The 18,212-nt window shown below is 65.1% G+C and carries 17 protein-coding genes; all 17 read right to left on the bottom strand.

All coding sequences use genetic code 11. The annotated features are described in order from the left end of the window. Positions 1-24: 24 nt before the first annotated feature. On the bottom strand, positions 25-1,371 hold the full coding sequence (nuoF, locus tag ACM0M4_RS13395; protein ID WP_003097674.1) for an NADH-quinone oxidoreductase subunit NuoF: 1,347 nt from the start codon (positions 1,369-1,371) through the stop codon (positions 25-27). Then, a complete protein-coding gene (gene nuoE / locus ACM0M4_RS13400; protein ID WP_003090460.1) occupies positions 1,368-1,868 on the bottom strand; it encodes an NADH-quinone oxidoreductase subunit NuoE in 501 nt (166 codons plus the stop codon). The genes nuoF and nuoE overlap by 4 nt, the downstream gene beginning before the upstream one ends. A 1-nt stretch (position 1,869) precedes the next feature. After that, on the bottom strand, positions 1,870-3,651 hold the full coding sequence (nuoC, locus tag ACM0M4_RS13405) for an NADH-quinone oxidoreductase subunit C/D (protein ID WP_003090458.1): 1,782 nt from the start codon (positions 3,649-3,651) through the stop codon (positions 1,870-1,872). 80 nt (positions 3,652-3,731) lie between these two features. Continuing rightward, a complete protein-coding gene (locus tag ACM0M4_RS13410; RefSeq protein WP_003090455.1) occupies positions 3,732-4,409 on the bottom strand; it encodes a NuoB/complex I 20 kDa subunit family protein in 678 nt (225 codons plus the stop codon). A gap of 10 nt (positions 4,410-4,419) precedes the next feature. Continuing rightward, positions 4,420-4,833 (bottom strand): NADH-quinone oxidoreductase subunit A, encoded by a 414-nt coding sequence (locus tag ACM0M4_RS13415; protein ID WP_003090452.1) that lies wholly within the window; start codon positions 4,831-4,833, stop codon positions 4,420-4,422. Positions 4,834-5,432: 599 nt separating this feature from the next. Then, positions 5,433-5,987 carry a DUF4442 domain-containing protein gene (locus ACM0M4_RS13420; RefSeq protein ID WP_003119967.1) on the bottom strand — a complete coding sequence of 185 codons (555 nt, stop codon included), beginning with the start codon at positions 5,985-5,987 and terminating at the stop codon, positions 5,433-5,435. A 78-nt stretch (positions 5,988-6,065) separates the two neighbouring features. After that, on the bottom strand, positions 6,066-8,084 hold the full coding sequence (locus ACM0M4_RS13425) for a PhoX family protein (RefSeq protein ID WP_003108746.1): 2,019 nt from the start codon (positions 8,082-8,084) through the stop codon (positions 6,066-6,068). A 178-nt stretch (positions 8,085-8,262) separates the two neighbouring features. Continuing rightward, on the bottom strand, positions 8,263-9,858 hold the full coding sequence (locus tag ACM0M4_RS13430) for an isocitrate lyase (protein WP_003090447.1): 1,596 nt from the start codon (positions 9,856-9,858) through the stop codon (positions 8,263-8,265). A gap of 594 nt (positions 9,859-10,452) precedes the next feature. After that, entirely contained in the window at positions 10,453-11,274 is an 822-nt protein-coding gene (locus ACM0M4_RS13435) for a secretin N-terminal domain-containing protein (RefSeq protein WP_003097665.1), read from the bottom strand. Continuing rightward, positions 11,271-11,891 carry a hypothetical protein gene (locus ACM0M4_RS13440; protein ID WP_003097664.1) on the bottom strand — a complete coding sequence of 207 codons (621 nt, stop codon included), beginning with the start codon at positions 11,889-11,891 and terminating at the stop codon, positions 11,271-11,273. Before ACM0M4_RS13440 ends, ACM0M4_RS13435 begins: the two co-directional genes overlap by 4 nt. Before the next feature lie 6 nt (positions 11,892-11,897). Beyond that, positions 11,898-12,323: a GNAT family N-acetyltransferase gene (locus ACM0M4_RS13445; protein ID WP_003090444.1), complete on the bottom strand. Its 426-nt coding sequence runs from the start codon at positions 12,321-12,323 to the stop codon at positions 11,898-11,900. Further along, on the bottom strand, positions 12,316-13,485 hold the full coding sequence (locus ACM0M4_RS13450; protein ID WP_034012256.1) for a cupin domain-containing protein: 1,170 nt from the start codon (positions 13,483-13,485) through the stop codon (positions 12,316-12,318). Before ACM0M4_RS13450 ends, ACM0M4_RS13445 begins: the two co-directional genes overlap by 8 nt. Positions 13,486-13,544: 59 nt before the next feature. Beyond that, on the bottom strand, positions 13,545-14,915 hold the full coding sequence (gene purB, locus ACM0M4_RS13455; protein ID WP_003097660.1) for an adenylosuccinate lyase: 1,371 nt from the start codon (positions 14,913-14,915) through the stop codon (positions 13,545-13,547). Positions 14,916-14,990: 75 nt separating this feature from the next. Continuing rightward, positions 14,991-15,881, bottom strand: a complete 891-nt coding sequence (locus tag ACM0M4_RS13460; RefSeq protein WP_023464803.1) for a DMT family transporter — start codon at positions 15,879-15,881, stop codon at positions 14,991-14,993. 2 nt (positions 15,882-15,883) lie between these two features. Further along, positions 15,884-16,504: a high frequency lysogenization protein HflD gene (hflD, locus tag ACM0M4_RS13465; RefSeq protein ID WP_003090440.1), complete on the bottom strand. Its 621-nt coding sequence runs from the start codon at positions 16,502-16,504 to the stop codon at positions 15,884-15,886. Continuing rightward, positions 16,501-17,628, bottom strand: coding sequence for a tRNA 2-thiouridine(34) synthase MnmA (gene mnmA, locus ACM0M4_RS13470; protein ID WP_003119971.1), 1,128 nt, complete (start codon positions 17,626-17,628; stop codon positions 16,501-16,503). Before mnmA ends, hflD begins: the two co-directional genes overlap by 4 nt. A gap of 43 nt (positions 17,629-17,671) precedes the next feature. After that, positions 17,672-18,142, bottom strand: a complete 471-nt coding sequence (locus tag ACM0M4_RS13475; protein ID WP_054376136.1) for an NUDIX hydrolase — start codon at positions 18,140-18,142, stop codon at positions 17,672-17,674. Positions 18,143-18,212 lie beyond the last annotated feature (70 nt).

The following is an 18,212-nucleotide window of genomic DNA, read 5'->3' on the forward strand; positions in this document are numbered from 1 at the left end:
GGCTGGCCGTCCGGCTGCAAAGCATCAGGCGCCGACCGTTGCCGGGCGCGGCGCGGCCGAAGGCTGGCGGGAGATGCCCGCCTCGAATTCGGCACGGAAATACTTGAGGGCGCTGCCCAGCGGCTCGACGGCTCCCGGCGCGTGGGCGCAGAAGGTCTTGCCTGGGCCGAGGAAGTTGACCAGCTGCTCGAGGGTCTCGAGGTCGCCGGGCTGGCCTTCGCCCCGCTCCAGGGCACGCAGCAGCTTCACGCTCCACGGCAGGCCATCGCGGCAGGGGGTGCACCAGCCGCAGGACTCGCGGGCGAAGAACTCTTCCATGTTGCGCAGCAGGGAAACCATGTTGATGCTGTCGTCCACCGCCATGGCCAGGCCGGTGCCCATCCGGGTGCCGACCTTGGCGATGCCGCCGGCGAACATCTGCGCATCCAGGTGCTCCGGGAGCAGGAAGCCGGTACCGGCGCCGCCGGGCTGCCAGGCCTTGAGCTGGAAGCCGTCGCGCATGCCGCCGGCGTAGTCCTCGAACAGCTCGCGGGCGCTGACGCCGAACGGCAGTTCCCACAGGCCGGGGTTCTTCACCTTGCCGGAGAAGCCCATCAGCTTGGTGCCCATGTCTTCGCTGCCGGGGCGGGCCAGGGTCTTGTACCAGTCCACGCCGTTGCCGACGATGGCCGGCACGTTGCACAGCGTCTCCACGTTGTTCACGCAGGTCGGCTTGCCCCAGACGCCGACGGCGGCAGGGAAGGGCGGTTTGGAACGCGGGTTGGCGCGGCGGCCTTCCAGCGAGTTGATCAGCGCGGTCTCTTCGCCGCAGATGTAGCGGCCGGCACCGGTGTGGACGAACAGCTCGAAATCGAAGCCGCTGCCGAGGATGTTCTTGCCGAGCAGGCCGGCGGCCTTGGCTTCGTCGATGGCGCGGTTGAGGTTGCGCGCCGCGTCGACGTATTCGCCGCGCAGGAAGATGTAGCCGCGGTAGGCCTTCAGCGCGCGCGCGGAAATCAGCATGCCTTCCACCAGCAGGTGCGGCAGCTGCTCCATGAGCATGCGGTCCTTCCAGGTGTTCGGCTCCATCTCGTCCGCGTTGCACAGCAGGTAGCGGATGTTCAGCGACTCGTCCTTCGGCATCAGGCCCCACTTCACGCCGGTGGGGAAGCCCGCGCCGCCGCGGCCCTTGAGGCCGGAGTCCTTGACGGTCTGGACGATGTCGTCCTGGGCCATCTGGGTCAGCGCCTTGCGCGCCGCGGCATAGCCGTCCTTGCTCTGGTATTCCTCGAGCCAGACGGGCTGGGCGTCTTCGCGCAGGCGCCAGGTCAGCGGATGGGTTTCCGCCGAACGCGCCATGCGGTTGGCCGGACCAATGGAGGTAAGGGTCATACGTAGGCCTCCAGCAGTTTGGCGACACCGTCGGGACGCACGTCGCCATGGGTGTCGTCGTCGATCATCAGCGCCGGGGCCTTGTCGCAGTTGCCCAGGCAGCAGACCGGGAGCAGGGTGAAGCGTCCGTCGGCGGTAGTCTGGCCGAGACCGATGCCGAGTTGCTTCTGGATCTCGCCGACCACCGACTCGTGGCCGCCGATGTAGCAGACCATGCTGTCGCAGACGCGGATGATGTGGCGGCCCACCGGCTGGCGGAATATCTGACTATAGAAGGTGGCGACGCCTTCGACGTCGCTGGCCGGGATCCCCAGCACCTCGCCGATCGCCGGGATGGCGCCGTCCGGCACCCAGCCGCGCTGTTTCTGGACGATCTTCAGGGCTTCGATGGACGCCGCGCGCGGGTCCTCGTAGTGATGCATTTCATGCTCGATGGACGAGCGCTCGGTTTCGCTGAGGACGAAACGGTCGGTCTGAATCAGGTTGCTCTGGCTCATGTCAGCGGTCCACGTCAGCCATAACGAAATCGATGCTACCCAGGTAGGCGATCAGGTCCGCGATCATGCTGCCGTTGATCACCGAGGGGATCTGTTGCAGGTGCGCGAAGCTGGGCGTCCGGATACGCGTGCGGTAGCTCATGGTGCTGCCGTCGCTGGTCAGGTAGTAGCTGTTGATACCCTTGGTCGCCTCGATCATCTGGAAGGCTTCGTTGGCCGGCATGACCGGGCCCCAGGAAACCTGCAGGAAGTGGGTGATCAGGGTTTCGATGTGTTGCAGCGTGCGTTCTTTCGGCGGCGGCGTGGTCAGCGGATGGTCGGCCTTGTAAGGGCCTTCCGGCATGTTCTTCAGGCACTGTTCGATGATCCGCAGGCTCTGGCGCATCTCGCCCATCTTGACCATGCAGCGGTCGTAGGCGTCGCCGTTGTGGGCCAGCGGTACCTCGAACTCGAAGTTCTCGTAGCCGGAGTAGGGGCGGGCCTTGCGCAGGTCGAAGTCGCAACCGGTGGCGCGCAGGCCGGCGCCGGTGGTGCCCCACTCGAGGGCTTCCTTGGTGTTGTACTGGGCGACGCCGATGGTCCGGCCGCGCAGGATGCTGTTCTTCAGGGCCGCGGTCTCGTACTCGTCGAGGCGCTTGGGCATCCAGTCGAGGAACTCGCGGACCAGCTTGTCCCAGCCGCGCGGCAGGTCGTGGGCGACGCCGCCGATGCGGTACCAGGCCGGGTGCAGGCGGAAGCCGGTGATGGCCTCGACCACCTTGTAGGCGCGCTGGCGGTCGGTGAAGGTGAAGAACACCGGGGTCATGGCGCCGACGTCCTGGATATAGGTGCCCAGGTACAGCAGGTGGTTCAGGATACGGAAGAACTCCGCCATCATGATCCGGATCACGTCGACCCGCTGCGGCACCTTGATCCCGGCGAGCTTCTCCACCGAGAGTACGTAGGGCAGGTTGTTCATCACCCCGCCGAGGTAGTCGATGCGGTCGGTGTAGGGAATGAAACTGTGCCAGGACTGGCGCTCGGCCATCTTCTCGGCGCCGCGGTGGTGGTAGCCGATCTCCGGGACGCAGTCGATGATCTCCTCGCCGTCCAGCTGCAGGATGATGCGGAACGCGCCGTGGGCGGACGGGTGGTTCGGGCCGAGGTTGAGGAACATGTAGTCCTCGTTCTCGCCGTGGCGCTTCATGCCCCAGTCTTCCGGCTTGAAGCGCAGGGCCTCCTGCTCCAGGTCCTGCTTGGCGGCGGACAGGGAGTAGGGATCGAACTCGGTGGCGCGCGCCGGGTAGTCCTTGCGCAGCGGATGGCCCTGCCAGGTCGGCGGCATCAGCATGCGGGTCAGGTGCGGGTGGCCGGTGAAGGTGATGCCGTACATGTCCCACACTTCGCGCTCGTACCAGTTGGCGTTGGGCCAGATACGGGTGGCGGTGGGCAGGTTGAGGTCGCGCTCGGACAAGGCGACCTTGATCATCACGTCACTATTACGCTCCAGCGACATCAGGTGGTAGAACACGCTGAAGTCGGCGCTCGGCAGGCCGCGGCGATGGGTGCGCAGCCGCTCGTCGACGCCGTGCAGGTCGTAGAGCATCACGTAGGGCTTGGGTACCTGACGGAGGAAGGTCAGGACTTCGATCAGTCTTTCGCGCGGGACCCAGAGCACCGGCATGCCGGTACGGGTGGGCTGGACGGTGAAGGTCTCGGCGCCAAAGCGGGAATTCAGTTCGACGACGATATCCTGGTCGTCTGCCTTGTAAGGCGGGATGTACAGAGCGGAGTCTGCAGTCATGGTCTCGGTCGCTTTCGGTCAACGGTGGGGTGAACGCGGCTGGTCTCGGCCGGCCAGCGGGGCTGGCCGGGAGTTCCGGATCACACTTCGTCGGGGCTGCGCAGGTTGGTCACCTGGATGCGCTGCTCGCGTTTCAGGTCTTTCTGGGCCGGCATTTCGGCGCGGTAGACCCCCTGGTCGCCAACGACCCAGGACAACGGGCGGCGCTCCTGGCCGATGGATTCCTGCAGCAGCATCAGGCCTTGCAGGAACGCCTCCGGACGGGGCGGGCAGCCGGGGATGTAGACGTCCACGGGGAGGAACTTGTCGACCCCCTGGACCACCGAATAGATGTCGTACATGCCGCCGGAATTGGCGCACGAGCCCATGGAGATGACCCACTTGGGTTCGAGCATCTGCTCGTAGAGGCGCTGGATGACCGGGGCCATCTTGATGAAGCAGGTGCCGGCGATGACCATGAAATCGGCCTGGCGCGGCGACGCCCGGATCACTTCGGCGCCGAAGCGGGCGATATCGTGCGGCGCGGTGAAGGCGGTGGTCATCTCCACGTAGCAGCACGACAGCCCGAAGTTATAGGGCCAGAGCGAGTTCTTGCGACCCCAGTTGACGGTGGAGTTCAGCACATCCTCGAGCTTGCCCATGAAGATGTTCTTGTGAACCTGGCCCTCGACCAGCGGGTCGGCTACGGTTTCCCGTTCGCCTATCGGGTATTGGTCGTTGGCCGCATCGGGATCGATCCGGGTAAGTTTGTATTGCATCGCCAAAGCCTCATTGTTTTAGCTTCGCCTGCCGCTTGCGACGGCTTTCGGGAGCCCAATCGAGCGCACCGATCCGCCAAAGATAGACAAGACCCGCCAACAGAATTGCTATGAAAATGGTTGCCTCGATCAGACCGGCCCAGCCGCTTTCGCGAACCGACACCGACCAGGCGAAGAGGAAGAGGGCTTCGACGTCGAAGATCACGAAGAGCATCGCGACCAGATAGAATTTTGCCGAGAGACGCAGGCGTGCGCCTCCGGTGGGGACGATCCCGGATTCGAAGGGTTCGTTCTTGCTGCGACCAAATGCCTTGCTGCCAAGCAGGGACGAAACCCCTAGCATGAAGGCGAGAAGGCCAACGACCCCTAGAAGGAAGGCAGCGAATCCCCAGTGATGAGCTGCAAGTTCAGCTGGGTTTGGCATGCTGATACTCCTTCTGTACCGGATATATAAGATCGTGGGTTCTGGGCGCAATGCCCGACTTCTTGTGCAACCCGCTGCGTAGTGAGCTAAGGGTTGTATGTATCTTTCCGATTTTATGCCCAAAGCGCCGGACAAGTAAATTTTTCTAACACAAACAGACGCTTCTCTGCTTTTTCCAGCGCTTTGGTTAATCCCCGAAAGCCTCGTGAATGCTGTCTCTGCGAGAGATGGCGCGGCCTGGCTGGCTTTTGGTCGTATTGCCGCGAAGCGTGGGGGAGGGCTCTTTGCAAGACCTCAAACGATAATGAATATCGTTTGCAATGTCGCATCCGTATAACTTCGCTACATATATTCTTCGCCGCGTTACTATTGTTTACCCTTTTATTGGTAATTACTCGCGATCAATCCGTTATTGCATTAAACCGGGAATATTTTCCGGGCCGGGCGCATGGCGGTTTTTCTTCTTTCCGCACCATGACAACCCGGCTGTGGCGCCGCCTGGGGCTGCGCCCGCGGTTCTTCGTGACGGATGCGAAGGCGCTGGGCAAGGTTTGCGGCGGTTCGCTTCGCAGCACAGATGTAGTCGCTCTGGAGGTGCGCTACCTAGGGGCTGCGGTAGCGTCCCGGGGTTTCTTGCCGACCCAGGCCCAGACCATCTCGCAGGCGATCGGCTGGTTGCCGTTCTCGTCGCTGACCAGCACCGCCACGCGGACCTCGCCCTTGTCCTGTTGCCGGATCTGCTCGATCTGTCCGGCCTCCAGCGTCGCGATGGCGGTCAGGTCGCCCTGGGCGCGCTTGAGATAGTCGATCTTCATGGTCTTGATCAGCGGCAGCTTGTCGTCCGGTACGTTCATTCCGACCAGGAAGCCGCTGGCCGACTCGGCGAGCAAGGCCATCGCTGCGGCATGGATACCTTTTATGTGGTTCTGCACCGGTCGACGGTTCTTCAGGCTGAGGATGGCGCGCTCCTGCCCCAGTTCATGGATGCGCACCCTCGCCGTGCCGGCGAAGCGCACCTGGGAGCCCAGCAGCAGCGTCAGGCTGCGGCTGCGCAGGCGGCGGGGGAGGAGGTTGATGGCGCCGACGGCGCGGCTGAGACGATTGCGCTTGGGCATGCTGGCGTCCTTCCATAGAGAGGGGAGCCTGCATTCCACCCGCTTTGCCCGGGCTTGCCCACGGCTGTAGCGGCGACCTGCGCCGGCATTCCGGCCAACGCAGGTCGTCGTGGCGCGTCAGAGCAGGCGTCGGCCGTCTTCGCGGGTGATCACCACGGTGGCCGAGCGTGGCCGGCGGCCCGGCCCGTCCGGCCAGGTGCTGAGGAGGTTATCGGCGGTCGAGCCTTCCCCCGGGTGCTGGATGTTGATGAACAGCGTACGGAAGTCCGGCGTCGCGGCAATGCCGGTCACCTCGCAACCCAGCGGACCGGTGAGGAAGCGCTTCAGTTCGCCGGTGCGCGGGTCGGCCACCAGCATCTGGTTGTTGCCGAACGGGCCGCTGCTCAACTGGCTGCCGCTCATGTCGGTCTGGATCCACAGGCGGCCTTCCGGGTCGAACCAGAGGCCGTCGGGGCTGGCCAGGATATTGTCCTGGTTCAGCGGCTTGCCGTCCGGGCCGCGGCTGTCTTCGCCGGGACCGGCGAGCATGAACAGGTCCCAGGTGAAGCGTTGCCCGGCATAGTCGCGGCTGCGTTCGCGCCAGCGGATGATATGGCCGTAGGCGTTCTTCACCCGTGGGTTGGCGGCGTCGGCGACGGTGCGCGACGTGTTGTTGGTGAGGGTGAAGTAGACGTCGCCGTTGTCCGGGTTGACCGCGCCCCACTCCGGGCGATCCATCTTGGTCGCGCCGAGGACATCGGCGGCCAGGCGGGTGTTGATCAGCACTTCGCCCTGGTCGGCGAAGCTCACCCCGGCCTTGCGACAGGCCGCGCGGAAGTTGCCGTCGGCGATGTCCAGCGGCAGCCACTGGCCGCTGCCATCGGCGTTGAAGCGGGCGACGTAGAGGGTACCTTCGTCGAGCAGGCGAGCGTTGCTGCGACCCGGACGGAACTTGTCGCGGCTGACGTACTTGTAGATGTACTCGTTCTGCGAGTCGTCGCCGGAGTAGCAGACTACCTGGCGGCCCGGCTTGACCGGGGCGAAGACCAGGCCTTCGTGGGCGAAGCGGCCGAGAGCGGTGCGCTTGACCGGTACCGATTGCGGGTCGAACGGGTCGATCTCGACGATCCAGCCGAAGTTGTTCGGTTCGTTGCGGTAGTCGTCCTGAGCCTGTTTGCCCTTGCGGGTGGCGTCGAAGCGCTCGAACTCGTCGCCCGCCAGGGTCTCCCAGCCGAAACGGCTGGTGTTGCGAATGCCGTAGCGGGTCAGTTCGCGCGGCAGTTCGCTGTCCTGGGTGGAGAAATAGCCGACCCAGTTCTCCTCGCAGGTGAGGTAGGTGCCCCAGGGGGTGAAACCGTTGGAACAGTTGTTGTGGGTGCCGCGGGTGCGGGTGCCGTCCGGACTGTGGCGGGTGCGCAGCAGTTCGTGGCCGCGCGCCGGGCCGGCGATACGCATCGGCGTGGCGGCGGTGATCCGCCGATTGCGTTGCGACGGTACGACATTCCACTCGCCACGCACGTTGCGACGGATCTCCACGACGGAAACGCCATGGGCGTTGATTTCCTTGCGCACTTCATCGGCGACGGTGCGCTTGCCATCGACCACGGTCGGGCCATTGGTGTGCAGCAGCGGCGCGTCGATGTATTCATGGTTGAGCACCAGCAGGCCATGGTTGCTGATGTGTCCGCCGCCGAAGCCGAACTGCGCGTCGATCGGGAAGAAGTGCATGCCGTCGTGGTGCATGCCGATCTGTTCGGCCTGGTCCTGGGCGCTGTTGCTGGCGTCGTCGAGGAATCCCGGATAACTGCCGCTGATCGGGGTGCCCCAGGGTATGAAGGGCGTCGCCTTGTAGCCGGCGGGCACCCGGATGGTATCGGCGCGGCCGCTGGCGATGGCTTCGAAGGGCAAGCGGTTGCGGCGTTTGAAAGGCAAGCCGCGCAGGCCTTCCGCGGCGGGCGCCTGCGCTTCGGCGGGAGCGGCGCTGGCGGGGAGCGCGACGCCGAGGAAGGCGAGGGCGCCGAGCGCCGCGCCGCCGGCCAGGACCTGGCGGCGGCCGAGGCCGGCGATCAGGTCGTTCATGTGCGGGTTGTTCGAATGGTTGCTGGGCAACTCGTCGCCATCACCGAACAGGATGGCATCTTTTTTCTCCAGGCTCACGGACGTGCTCCTTGTGGGCTGATCGACGGAGCATTGACGCTAACCGCTGAAAGCGACGGGACGATGACAGGCACTCGAGGCCTTTTGCCATGATCCGGAAATGAAAAACCCCGGCCGGAGCCGGGGTTTTCGCGAGGCGGGCCGGGCAGATCGTGGCTGCCCGGCTGGCCCCTGTTCCTTAGTGGAACTGGTTCATGGTGTTGTCTTTGCCGCTGGCCTTCAGAGCGGCTTCGCCAGCGAAGTACTCTTTATGGTTGTCGCCGATGTCGGAGCCCGCCATGTTCTGGTGCTTGACGCAGGCGATGCCCTGGCGCAGTTCCTGGCGCTGCACGCCCTTCACGTAGGCCAGCATGCCTTCGTCGGCGAAGTAGCCCTTGGCCAGGTTGTCGGTGGACAGCGCGGCGGTGTGGTAGGTCGGCAGGGTGATCAGGTGGTGGAAGATGCCGGCGTGGGCCGAGCCATCGCGCTGGAAGGTGCGGATCTTCTCGTCGGCGACCTTGGCCAGCTCGGTGTCGTCGTACTCGACGCTCATCAGCTTGTTGCGGTCGTAGGCGGAAACGTCCTTGCCTTCGGCGACGAACGCATCGAACACCTGCTGGCGGAAGTTCAGGGTCCAGTTGAAGGACGGGCTGTTGTTGTAGACCAGCTTGGCGTTCGGAATCACTTCGCGGATGCGATCGACCATCGCCTTGATCTGGCCGACGTGCGGCTTCTCGGTTTCGATCCAGAGCAGGTCGGCGCCGTTCTGCAGCGAGGTGATGCAGTCCAGGACGCAGCGATCTTCGCCGGTGCCCTTGCGGAACTGGAACAGGTTGGAAGCCAGGCGCTTCGGACGCAGCAGCTTGCCTTCGCGCTTGATTACGACGTCGCCGTTGCCCAGCTCGGCCTCGGAGATCTCTTCGCAATCCAGGAAGGAGTTGTACAGGTCGCCCAGGTCGCCCGGCTCGTTGGTCACGGCGATCTGCTTGGTCAGGCCGGCGCCCAGGGAGTCGGTACGGGCGACGATCACGCCATCGTCCACGCCCAGCTCGAGGAAGGCGTAGCGTACGGCATTGATCTTGGCGAGGAAGTCGATGTGCGGAACGGTAACCTTGCCGTCCTGGTGGCCGCACTGCTTCTCGTCGGACACCTGGTTCTCGATCTGGATGCAGCAGGCGCCGGCTTCGATCATCTTCTTGGCCAGCAGGTAGGTCGCCTCGGCGTTGCCGAAGCCGGCGTCGATGTCGGCGATGATCGGCACCACGTGGGTTTCGAAGTTGTCGATCTGGGCCAGCAGCTCGGCTTCCTTGGCCTTGTCGCCAGCGGCGCGGGCAGCGTCCAGGCCGGTGAACAGCAGGTCCAGCTCGCGGGCGTCAGCCTGGCGCAGGAAGGTGTACAGCTCTTCGATCAGGCCGGAAACCGCGGTTTTCTCGTGCATGGACTGGTCCGGCAGCGGGCCGAAGTCGGAGCGCAGCGCGGCGACCATCCAACCGGACAGGTAGAGGTAGCGCTTGTTGGTGGTCTTCAGGTGCTTCTTGATCGAGATCAGCTTCTGCTGCCCGATGAAGCCGTGCCAGCAACCCAGCGACTGGGTGTAGACGGAGGAGTCCGCATCGTATTCGGCCATGTCCTTGCGCATGATGGCCGCGGTGTACTTGGCGATATCCAGGCCGGTCTTGAAGCGGTTCTGGATACGCATGCGAGCTGCGTACTCGGGGTTGATCGCGCTCCAGCTGCTGCCGTTCTTCTCTTTCAGCGCGGCAACTGCCTTGATCTCGTTCTGATATGCGGACATGGTCAATCCTTCAAGAAATGTATTGGTTGAGCACCGACTGACCCACTCAAAACCTGCTGGTGAAGGTTGTCTTGCGGGTGGCTCACCGCTGCATGGCGAGAGAATGACCGTGGCGAAGAATGACGCCGAGGAGGGGGTGGAGACGAACAGTTCGCGGACCGTGCTTCTCGACTGGATCAAGTGCCGTTCGGCTCGTGGTTGCCGGTGGGCGACTCGCTGTCGAGTCTTTCGATCTGGCTGATACGTAAACGCTTCCCCGTCCCTCAGGACAACTTCGTTCCAGTCGCAATCTCGTCAAGCCGCCTTGTGGGCAGATCAACACGGTGGAGGCCGAGGGCGTATCGGCGCAGGCACCGGGAGCTCGTCGTTTCAGAGCCCCTGATTAGCGGGAGCGGGGCCATCATGCTCTGGAAAAAATCCGTCGTCAAACGTTTTGTAGTGTTTTTTCAAGACTACTACACGAAGGTCTAAGAGTGACCGGATGGTCTTGTCTGGTCGAGATGTTTCCGTTTGCATCGAAAATGCCCGCAAAAGCCCGCGCCCCGTGGCTTTGCCGGAGCGGGAGGCAATTCGCGCTGGAAAGAGCGCCGTCGGTCAGTCGAGGGTTTCGACTTTCAGGCGCAGGCTGGTGTCGTCGCGTCCCTGGGTCGAGTAGCGACGCACGAAGCCGTGCTGGTCGGCCTGGTTCTGTTCGCTGACGCCGCCCAGGGTGATCCACTCGCCGAGCTTGCCGCTGACCCGGGTGTCGGTGCTCTGGGTATCGATGACGCCGGGATGGCTCTGGCTGAGGCGGTCATTGCTGGAGCTGATGGTGACGTGCACCAGGTTGCCGGTCAGCGTCGCGGTGACGTAGAAGCCGCGGTTGACGTTGCGGTATTCGGTCTGGCTGTAGATCTGCCCGTAGGGACCGGTGGCGGTGCTGGTGATGGGGACGCTCTGGCCGACCTGGATCAGCGCCGGGTAGCCCTCGGTGGCCTGGACCTGCTGGCTGCCGCCGGAACGGCTGTCGGTGGAGCGACGGATGATGCGGACTCGATCCTTGCCGTTGACCTCGCCGCGGCCGCTCTGGATCTCGATGTTGCCGGCGCTGGTCGAACCATCCACCGAATAGCCGCGGCTGTCCTGTTGCAGGTTCTCGCTGGTATCCACGGTGATCAGCAGGCGATGCGGGCGCGAGTCGATCTGCTGCAGGACCGATTGCAACTCGCGGATCTTCGCCGGCTCGGCATTGACGATCAACTGGTTGCCATAGGCGGTGACCTTGCCTTCGCTGCCGATGACCGACTGGGCCACCGCCATCACGTCGTCGGCGGTGCGGTAGTTGAGCGGGATCACTTCGGTGCGCGGGGCGGCCGAGGCGCCGAGAACGACTGTCGCCAACAGCGAGGAGAGCAGGGTGGTGCGCAACAGGGTCACAGGAGGAAGCTCCGCAGGTCCGGGTCGGAAAGACTGGTGTCCCAGGCCTGCTCGAAGCGGGCCTGGAGTTGACGCACCCGCCCGGCGGCACGGTAGCAGGCGTAGCCCGCCGGTTGCGCCGGTTTCGGGCGCAGCAGCAGGCCCTGGTCGTCGGCCAGGAGGAAGGCGTCGTCCTCTTTAGGGTAGTCCGGGTTGAGGCGGCGGATCAGGCAGTTGCTCGACAGGCGGCGCGAAAGGTTGATCAGGCGGTGGCCGTTGCGCACGGCCTGGGCGCTGTCGCCAACGAGGATACGCAGGCGATTGCGTGGATTGGCCAGGAGAAAACGGGTGCAGGCTTCCTGGATGCTGCTGTGGTGATAGAGCCAGCTTTCCAGGTCGGGACTGTGCAGGCAGAGTGAGCGGCGGGCCTGCTGCAGGAGGGCCAGGGCATGGGCGCGGGCTTCCTGCGGATGCTCGAAGCGCTCCAGCGGCTCATGTTCGCCGAGGCGGAATGGCGCTGGTTCCCAGCGTTCCGCAGGCAGCGCGGCGCTGGCCGGGTTGCGTACCGCAAAGCACCCCGGAGAGCTGAATTCGATGGCCGGCAGGTCGGCCGGCGAGGTCTCCGGGGCGTCGCTCATCGGGCCTCAGTCGCTGTCGCGAACCATGTCGACATGGGGCAGGCCGGCGTCGAGGAACTCGCCGCTGTCGACCTTGAAGCCCAGTCGCTCGTAGAAGGGTATGGCATAGACCTGCGCGGTCAGCAGTTGGCGCTTCAGGCCGCGTCGCTCGGCTTCCTCGATGGCCGCGCGCATCAGCGCGTCGCCGACCTTCAGGCCGCGCCAGTCCTTGAGTACCGAGACCCTGCCGATGTGCCCGTCGCCCAGCAGGCGCGCGGTGCCGATCGCGTATTCGCCTTCATAGGCGAGAAAATGCACGGCTTCGTCGTCTTCGGCGTCCCACTCCAGTTCCGGCGGAACCGACTGTTCGGCAATGAAGACCGCTTCGCGGATGCGGCGCAGCTCGGCATTGTCCTTCTGCCAGTCGGCTACGCGTACGCGGATCTTATTCATCTGCAAACTCCAAACTGCCCTGTTTGACCAACTCCGCCAACAGCTTACGCGCATCGTCATCGGCCAGCCATTGGCCGAGGTTTTCCAGATGCAACGCATCGGCCGAGCAGACCAGCTTCAGCAGTTCCTTGAGCTGCCCGGGCAGGAGTACGCTCTGGCCGCTGGCGAACAGCACCAGGCCGATGTCGATCTCGCTCCAGGCCAGGCGGGCGCTGGGGTTGCGCACCAGCAGCGCGCCATCCTCGAGGGCGCCGAACAGCTCCTCCTCGGGGATCTCCTCGCCGGCAACCAGTTCGGGATAGCGCGGCTCGGTCATGAACTGGCCGAACCAAGTCAGCAGCAGGCGCTCGTCGCTCATGTGCTCCTGGATCAGGACCTGCAGGCGCTCCAGAGCGTCGCGCTGGATCTGGTGCGGATCGTCGCCTACCGGTTGCAGGCCGGCATCGGTGTAGCGCTCCTCGTCGGAGAGGAACTGGCCGAGGAAGTCGGTGAAATGGGTCAGCACTTCGGCGGCGCTGGGCGCGCGGAAGCCGATCGAGTAGGTCATGCACTCGTCTTCGGCGATGCCGTAGTGGGCGAGGCGCGGGGGCAGGTAGAGCATGTCGCCGGGCTCCAGGACCCACTCGTCGCTCTCTTCGAAGTCGGCGAGGATGCGCAGGTCGGCGTGCTCGCGCAGCGGGCTGTCGCTGCTGCACATCTGTCCGACTTTCCAGCGCCGGCGTCCGTGGCCCTGAAGCAGGAATACGTCGTAGTTGTCGAAGTGCGGACCGACGCCGCCGCCGGGAGCGGCGTAGCTGATCATTACGTCGTCGATCCGCCAGCTGGGCAGGAAGCGGAATTGCTCCAGCAGTTGGGCGACTTCCGGGACGAACTGGTCGACCGCCTGCACCAGCAGGGTCCAGTCCTGTTCCGGCAGGTGCTGGTAGTCCTCCTCCTGGAACGGGCCACGGCGCATTTCCCACGGGGTTTTCCCGTGTTCGAGGACGATGCGCGATTCCACCGACTCCTCCAGCGACAGCCCGGCCAGCTCGTCGGCGGACAGCGGGCTTTCGAAGTCCGGGATCGCCTGGCGGACCAGCAGCGGTTTGCGCTGCCAGTAGTCGCGGAGGAATTCGGCAGCGGTCAGTCCGCCCAGAAGTTGCAGGGGAGTATCAGCATTCATGGTTAAGTCCTTGAAACAAAAACGCCCGGCGCAGCCGGGCGTGCAAAAGGGTTGCGTGCTCAGATGCGCTTGGCCTGGGCGGCGGCATTGCCGACGTAGCCGGCCGGGGTCAGCTTCTTCAGCTCGACCTTGGCCTCGGCGGGAATCGCCAGCTCTTCGATGAAAGTCTGCAAGGCTTCGGCGCTGATGCCTTTGCCGCGGGTCAGTTCCTTCAGCTTCTCGTAGGGGTTTTCCACGCCATAGCGACGCATCACGGTCTGCACCGGCTCGGCGAGGACTTCCCAGCAGGCGTCCAGGTCCTCGGCGATGCGCTGGGCGTTCAGCTCCAGCTTGCCGATGCCCTTCAGGCTGGCCTCGTAGGCGATGACGCTGTGGGCGATGCCGACGCCGAGGTTGCGCAGCACGGTGGAGTCGGTCAGGTCGCGCTGCCAGCGCGAGATCGGCAGCTTGCTGGCCAGGTGCTGGAACAGCGCGTTGGCGATGCCGAGGTTGCCCTCGGAGTTCTCGAAGTCGATCGGGTTGACCTTGTGCGGCATGGTCGAGGAGCCGATCTCGCCGGCCACGGTCTTCTGCTTGAAATAGCCGAGGGAGATGTAGCCCCAGACGTCGCGGTCGAAGTCGATGAGGATGGTGTTGAAGCGGGCGATCGCATCGAACAGCTCGGCGATGTAGTCGTGCGGCTCGATCTGAGTGGTGTAGGGGTTGAAGGTCAGGCCGAGGTCGCCTTCGATGAACTGGCGCGCGTTGGCTTCCCAGTCGACTTCGGGATAGGCGGACAGGTGGGCGTTGTAGTTGCCCACGGCACCGTTGATCTTGCCCAGCAACTCGATGCCGGCGACCTGCTTGATCTGCCGCTCCAGGCGGTAGACGACGTTGGCCAGTTCCTTGCCCAGGGTGGTCGGCGAGGCAGGCTGGCCGTGGGTGCGGGAGAGCATCGGCACGTCGGCGAGTTTCACCGCCAGTTCGCGGATGGCCTCGGCGATCTGGCGCATCAGCGGCAGCAGCACGCTGTCGCGACCCTCGCGGAGCATCAGGGCGTGGGACAGGTTGTTGATGTCCTCGGAGGTGCAGGCGAAGTGGATGAACTCGCTGACCGCGGCCAGCTCCGGAAGCTTGGCGGCCTGTTCCTTGAGCAGGTACTCCACGGCTTTCACGTCGTGGTTGGTGGTGCGCTCGATTTCCTTGATGCGTTCGGCGTGTTCCAGCTGGAAGTCGCTGGCCAGGCTGTCGAGCAGGGCGTTGGCTTCGGCGGAGAACGGCGCGACCTCGGGAATCCCGGCGTGGGCGGCGAGGCGCTGCAGCCAGCGGACTTCCACCATGACGCGGAAACGGATCAGGCCGTATTCGCTGAAGATCGGACGCAGGCTGCTGGTTTTGCCGGCATAGCGGCCATCGACGGGGGATACCGCGGTGAGCGAGGAAAGCTGCATGAGACGTTCTCGTGGCTGGAAGTCAACGAAAAAGGGGCGCATATCATACATGAAAGGTGCGCCCCGGTGGGGCATTCAGCGGGGCCTTTCGGCGGGGCGGTTGCCCAGCAGGGGGATCAGGCTGGCGGCGAAGATCAGGGCGGCGCCGAGCAGCGACGTGTGGCTGGGCAGTTCGTCCCAGCGCAGCCAGGCGATCACCCCGGCGAAAACGATGGCCATGTAGGCGATCGGTCCGATCACTCCCGGGGAGGCCAGGGCATAGGCCTGCGACATGGTCAGTTGGCCGAGGCTGGCGAACAGTCCGGCGCCGAGCAGCAGGAGCAGTTCCTGGCCGTTCAGCGGCTGCCAGGCCCAGGCCAGCGGCACGCCGGAGAACAGGGTGCCGAACAGGGCGAAGTAGAACACGATGCGATAGGCTGGCTCGCTGTCGCTCATTTCGCGGATCGAGACGAAGGCGCAGGCAGCCATCAGGCTGGAGGCGATGCCGACCAGGGCGATCGGCGCCACTACCGCGCCGCTGGGCCTGGCCACCAGCAGCACGCCGAGGAAGCCGACCAGGGTGGCGACCATCATGCGGCGGGTCAGCGGCTCCTTGATCCACAGGTGTGCGATCAGCGGCGTGAACACCGGCGCGGCATAGCTGAACAGCATGGCGTCGGTCAGCGGCAGGTGGGCGAGGGCGTAGAAGTAGCAGTACATGCCGCCCAGGCCGTAGGTGGTGCGCAGCAGGTGCGATAGCGGGCGGCGGGTGCGCAGCGGGCCGATGCCGCGAGTCAGCGCCAGGGGCAGGAAGAACAGCACGCCGACGAGGTTGCGGAAGAACACCACGGTTTCGTTGTTGACGGTGCTGGAGGCCTCGCGGATCAGGCCGCCCATCAGGGCGAAGAACAGCGCCGAAAGAGCCAGCATGGCGGCGCCCTGGGTCGGGCTGTTGCGCCGTTGCGGCTGGCTCCCGGCCATGGCCATGGCTAGCCGCGCAGCAGGGGATAGAGTTCGTTGAGCAGCCGGCGCCGGCTGAATACCATCTGCCAGCGGCTGCCGCCCAGTTGCCGCCAGAGCCGCGCCGAGCGGATGCCGGCGAGCAGCAGGGCGCGGATCCGCGCGGCGTTGCTGCTGACCTGCAGGTGGCGCATGTCGCCGTGTACCTGGATGCGCTGGCGGAAGGTGCTGAGGGTGTCCTGGTAGATGCTGGCGAACGAGGCGATGACGTTCTCGTGGACCAGCCCGAAGTGCTGGACCTGCTGTTCGACCTGGTCGAGGCGCTGGCCGATCAGGTCGAGCATATCGCCGCGCTTGTCCAGTTGCCGTTCCAGGGTCAGCATCGCCAGGGCGTAGCGCAGCGGTTCGCGCTGCAGGCTGCCGGGCTTGCGCTCCAGGGCGCTGGCCAGGGCTTTGAAGCCGTCGCGCAGGTTGAGGCTGTCGCCACCGTAGACGTCCAGGGTGCTGGCCGGGTTGCGCGCCAGCAGGCTGCCGAGCATGCAGCCCAGCGGGGCTTCGCTGATCTGTCCGGTGCGTGCCAGCTTGTCGACCAGGGCTGCGGATTCGAAGACGGCGCCGAGGGCAATCAGTTGCTGTCGCGGATCGCTCACGGGCGTCCTCCGAAATCCCAGGCTTCCGCCGTTTCGATCACGCCGCCGCCGAGGCAGACGTCGCCGTCGTAGAACACCACCGATTGCCCCGGGGTCACTGCGCGCTGCGGTTCGTCGAACACCGCGCGGTAGCCTTCGGCGGTTTTCTCCAGGACGCAGTCCTGGTCGCTCTGGCGGTAGCGCACCTTGGCCCGCAGGCGGCGCGGCCGCTCCAGTTCGACCGGGTTGACCCAGTAGATTCGCGAGGCCAGCAGGGCGCGGGAGAACAGCAGCGGGTGGTCGTTGCCCTGGCCGACCAGCAGCACGTTGCGTTGCAGGTCCTTGCCGAGCACGTACCAGGGATCGTCGCCGGCTTCCTTGAGACCGCCGATGCCGAGGCCCTGGCGCTGGCCGATGGTGTGGTACATCAGGCCGCTGTGGCGACCGATGACCTTGCCTTCGATGGTCTCGATGTCGCCCGGCTGGGCCGGCAGGTACTGCTTGAGGAAATCGGTGAAGCGTCGCTCGCCAATGAAGCAGATGCCCGTGGAGTCCTTCTTCTTCGCCGTGGCGAGGCCATGCTTCTCGGCGATGGCGCGGACTTCCGGCTTCTCCAGTTCGCCGACGGGGAACAGGCTGCGGGCGATCTGCTCGCCGCCCACCGCGTGCAGGAAGTAGCTCTGGTCCTTGTTCGGGTCCAGGCCCTTGAGCAGCTCGGTGCGCCCGTCGCGGTCGCGGCGCCGCACATAGTGGCCGGTGGCGATCAGGTCCGCGCCGAGCATCAGCGCGTAGTCGAGGAACGCCTTGAACTTGATTTCGCGGTTGCAGAGGATGTCCGGGTTCGGCGTACGGCCGGCCTTGTACTCGGCAAGGAAGTGCTCGAACACGTTATCCCAGTATTCCGCGGCGAAGTTCGCCGTGTGCAGCTTGATGCCGATCCGGTCGCAGACGGCCTGGGCGTCGGCCAGGTCCTCGCGGGCGGTACAGTATTCGGTGCCGTCGTCCTCGTCCCAGTTCTTCATGAACAGGCCTTCGACCTGATAGCCCTGCTGCAACAGGAGCAGGGCGGAGACGGACGAGTCGACGCCGCCGGACATGCCGACGATCACGCGCTCGCGGCGTGGGGTGGGGGCGGATTCAGACATAGCGATCAGGCGTCACGGGCGAATTCGTAAAACGCGGATTCTATCAGGCCTGGGGTAGGGAGGGCGACAAGTGGGTGTCGCGGATCAGCGCCAGGGGATAGCGGCCGCCGGCCAGGTAGTCGTCGATGCAGCGCAGCACCAGGTGGCTGCGCCAGCGCTGCGGCTGGGCGGCCAGTTCGTCGCGGCTCAGCCAGCGCGGGCCGATGATGCCGTCGTCGAGGGCGCGCTCGGGGTGGTGGCGCACGGGGCGGGCGGCGAAGCATACGCGCTGATAGGTGACACCGTTGGACGGGGCGGTGTACAGGTAGATGCCGGTGACGGCGCTCAGCTCGACCTCCCAGCCGGTTTCCTCGAGGGTTTCGCGCAGGGCGGCCTCGAGCAGGCTTTCGGCGGGCTCCAGGTGCCCGGCGGGCTGGTTCAGCACCTCGCGGCCGTCGGCCTGTTCCTCGACCAGCAGGAAGCGGCCCTGGTCCTCGACGATGGTCGCTACGGTGACATGGGGGTGCCAGCTCATGGATGTCTCCTCGGTACGGAAAAGGCCTCGATAAAAAGAAACCCCGAGCGTAGGCCCGGGGTTTCTGCTT

The sequence above is a fragment of the Pseudomonas sp. 18-147 genome (assembly GCF_051048045.1).
In the GTDB taxonomy this organism is placed as follows: Bacteria; Pseudomonadota; Gammaproteobacteria; order Pseudomonadales; family Pseudomonadaceae; genus Pseudomonas; species Pseudomonas aeruginosa.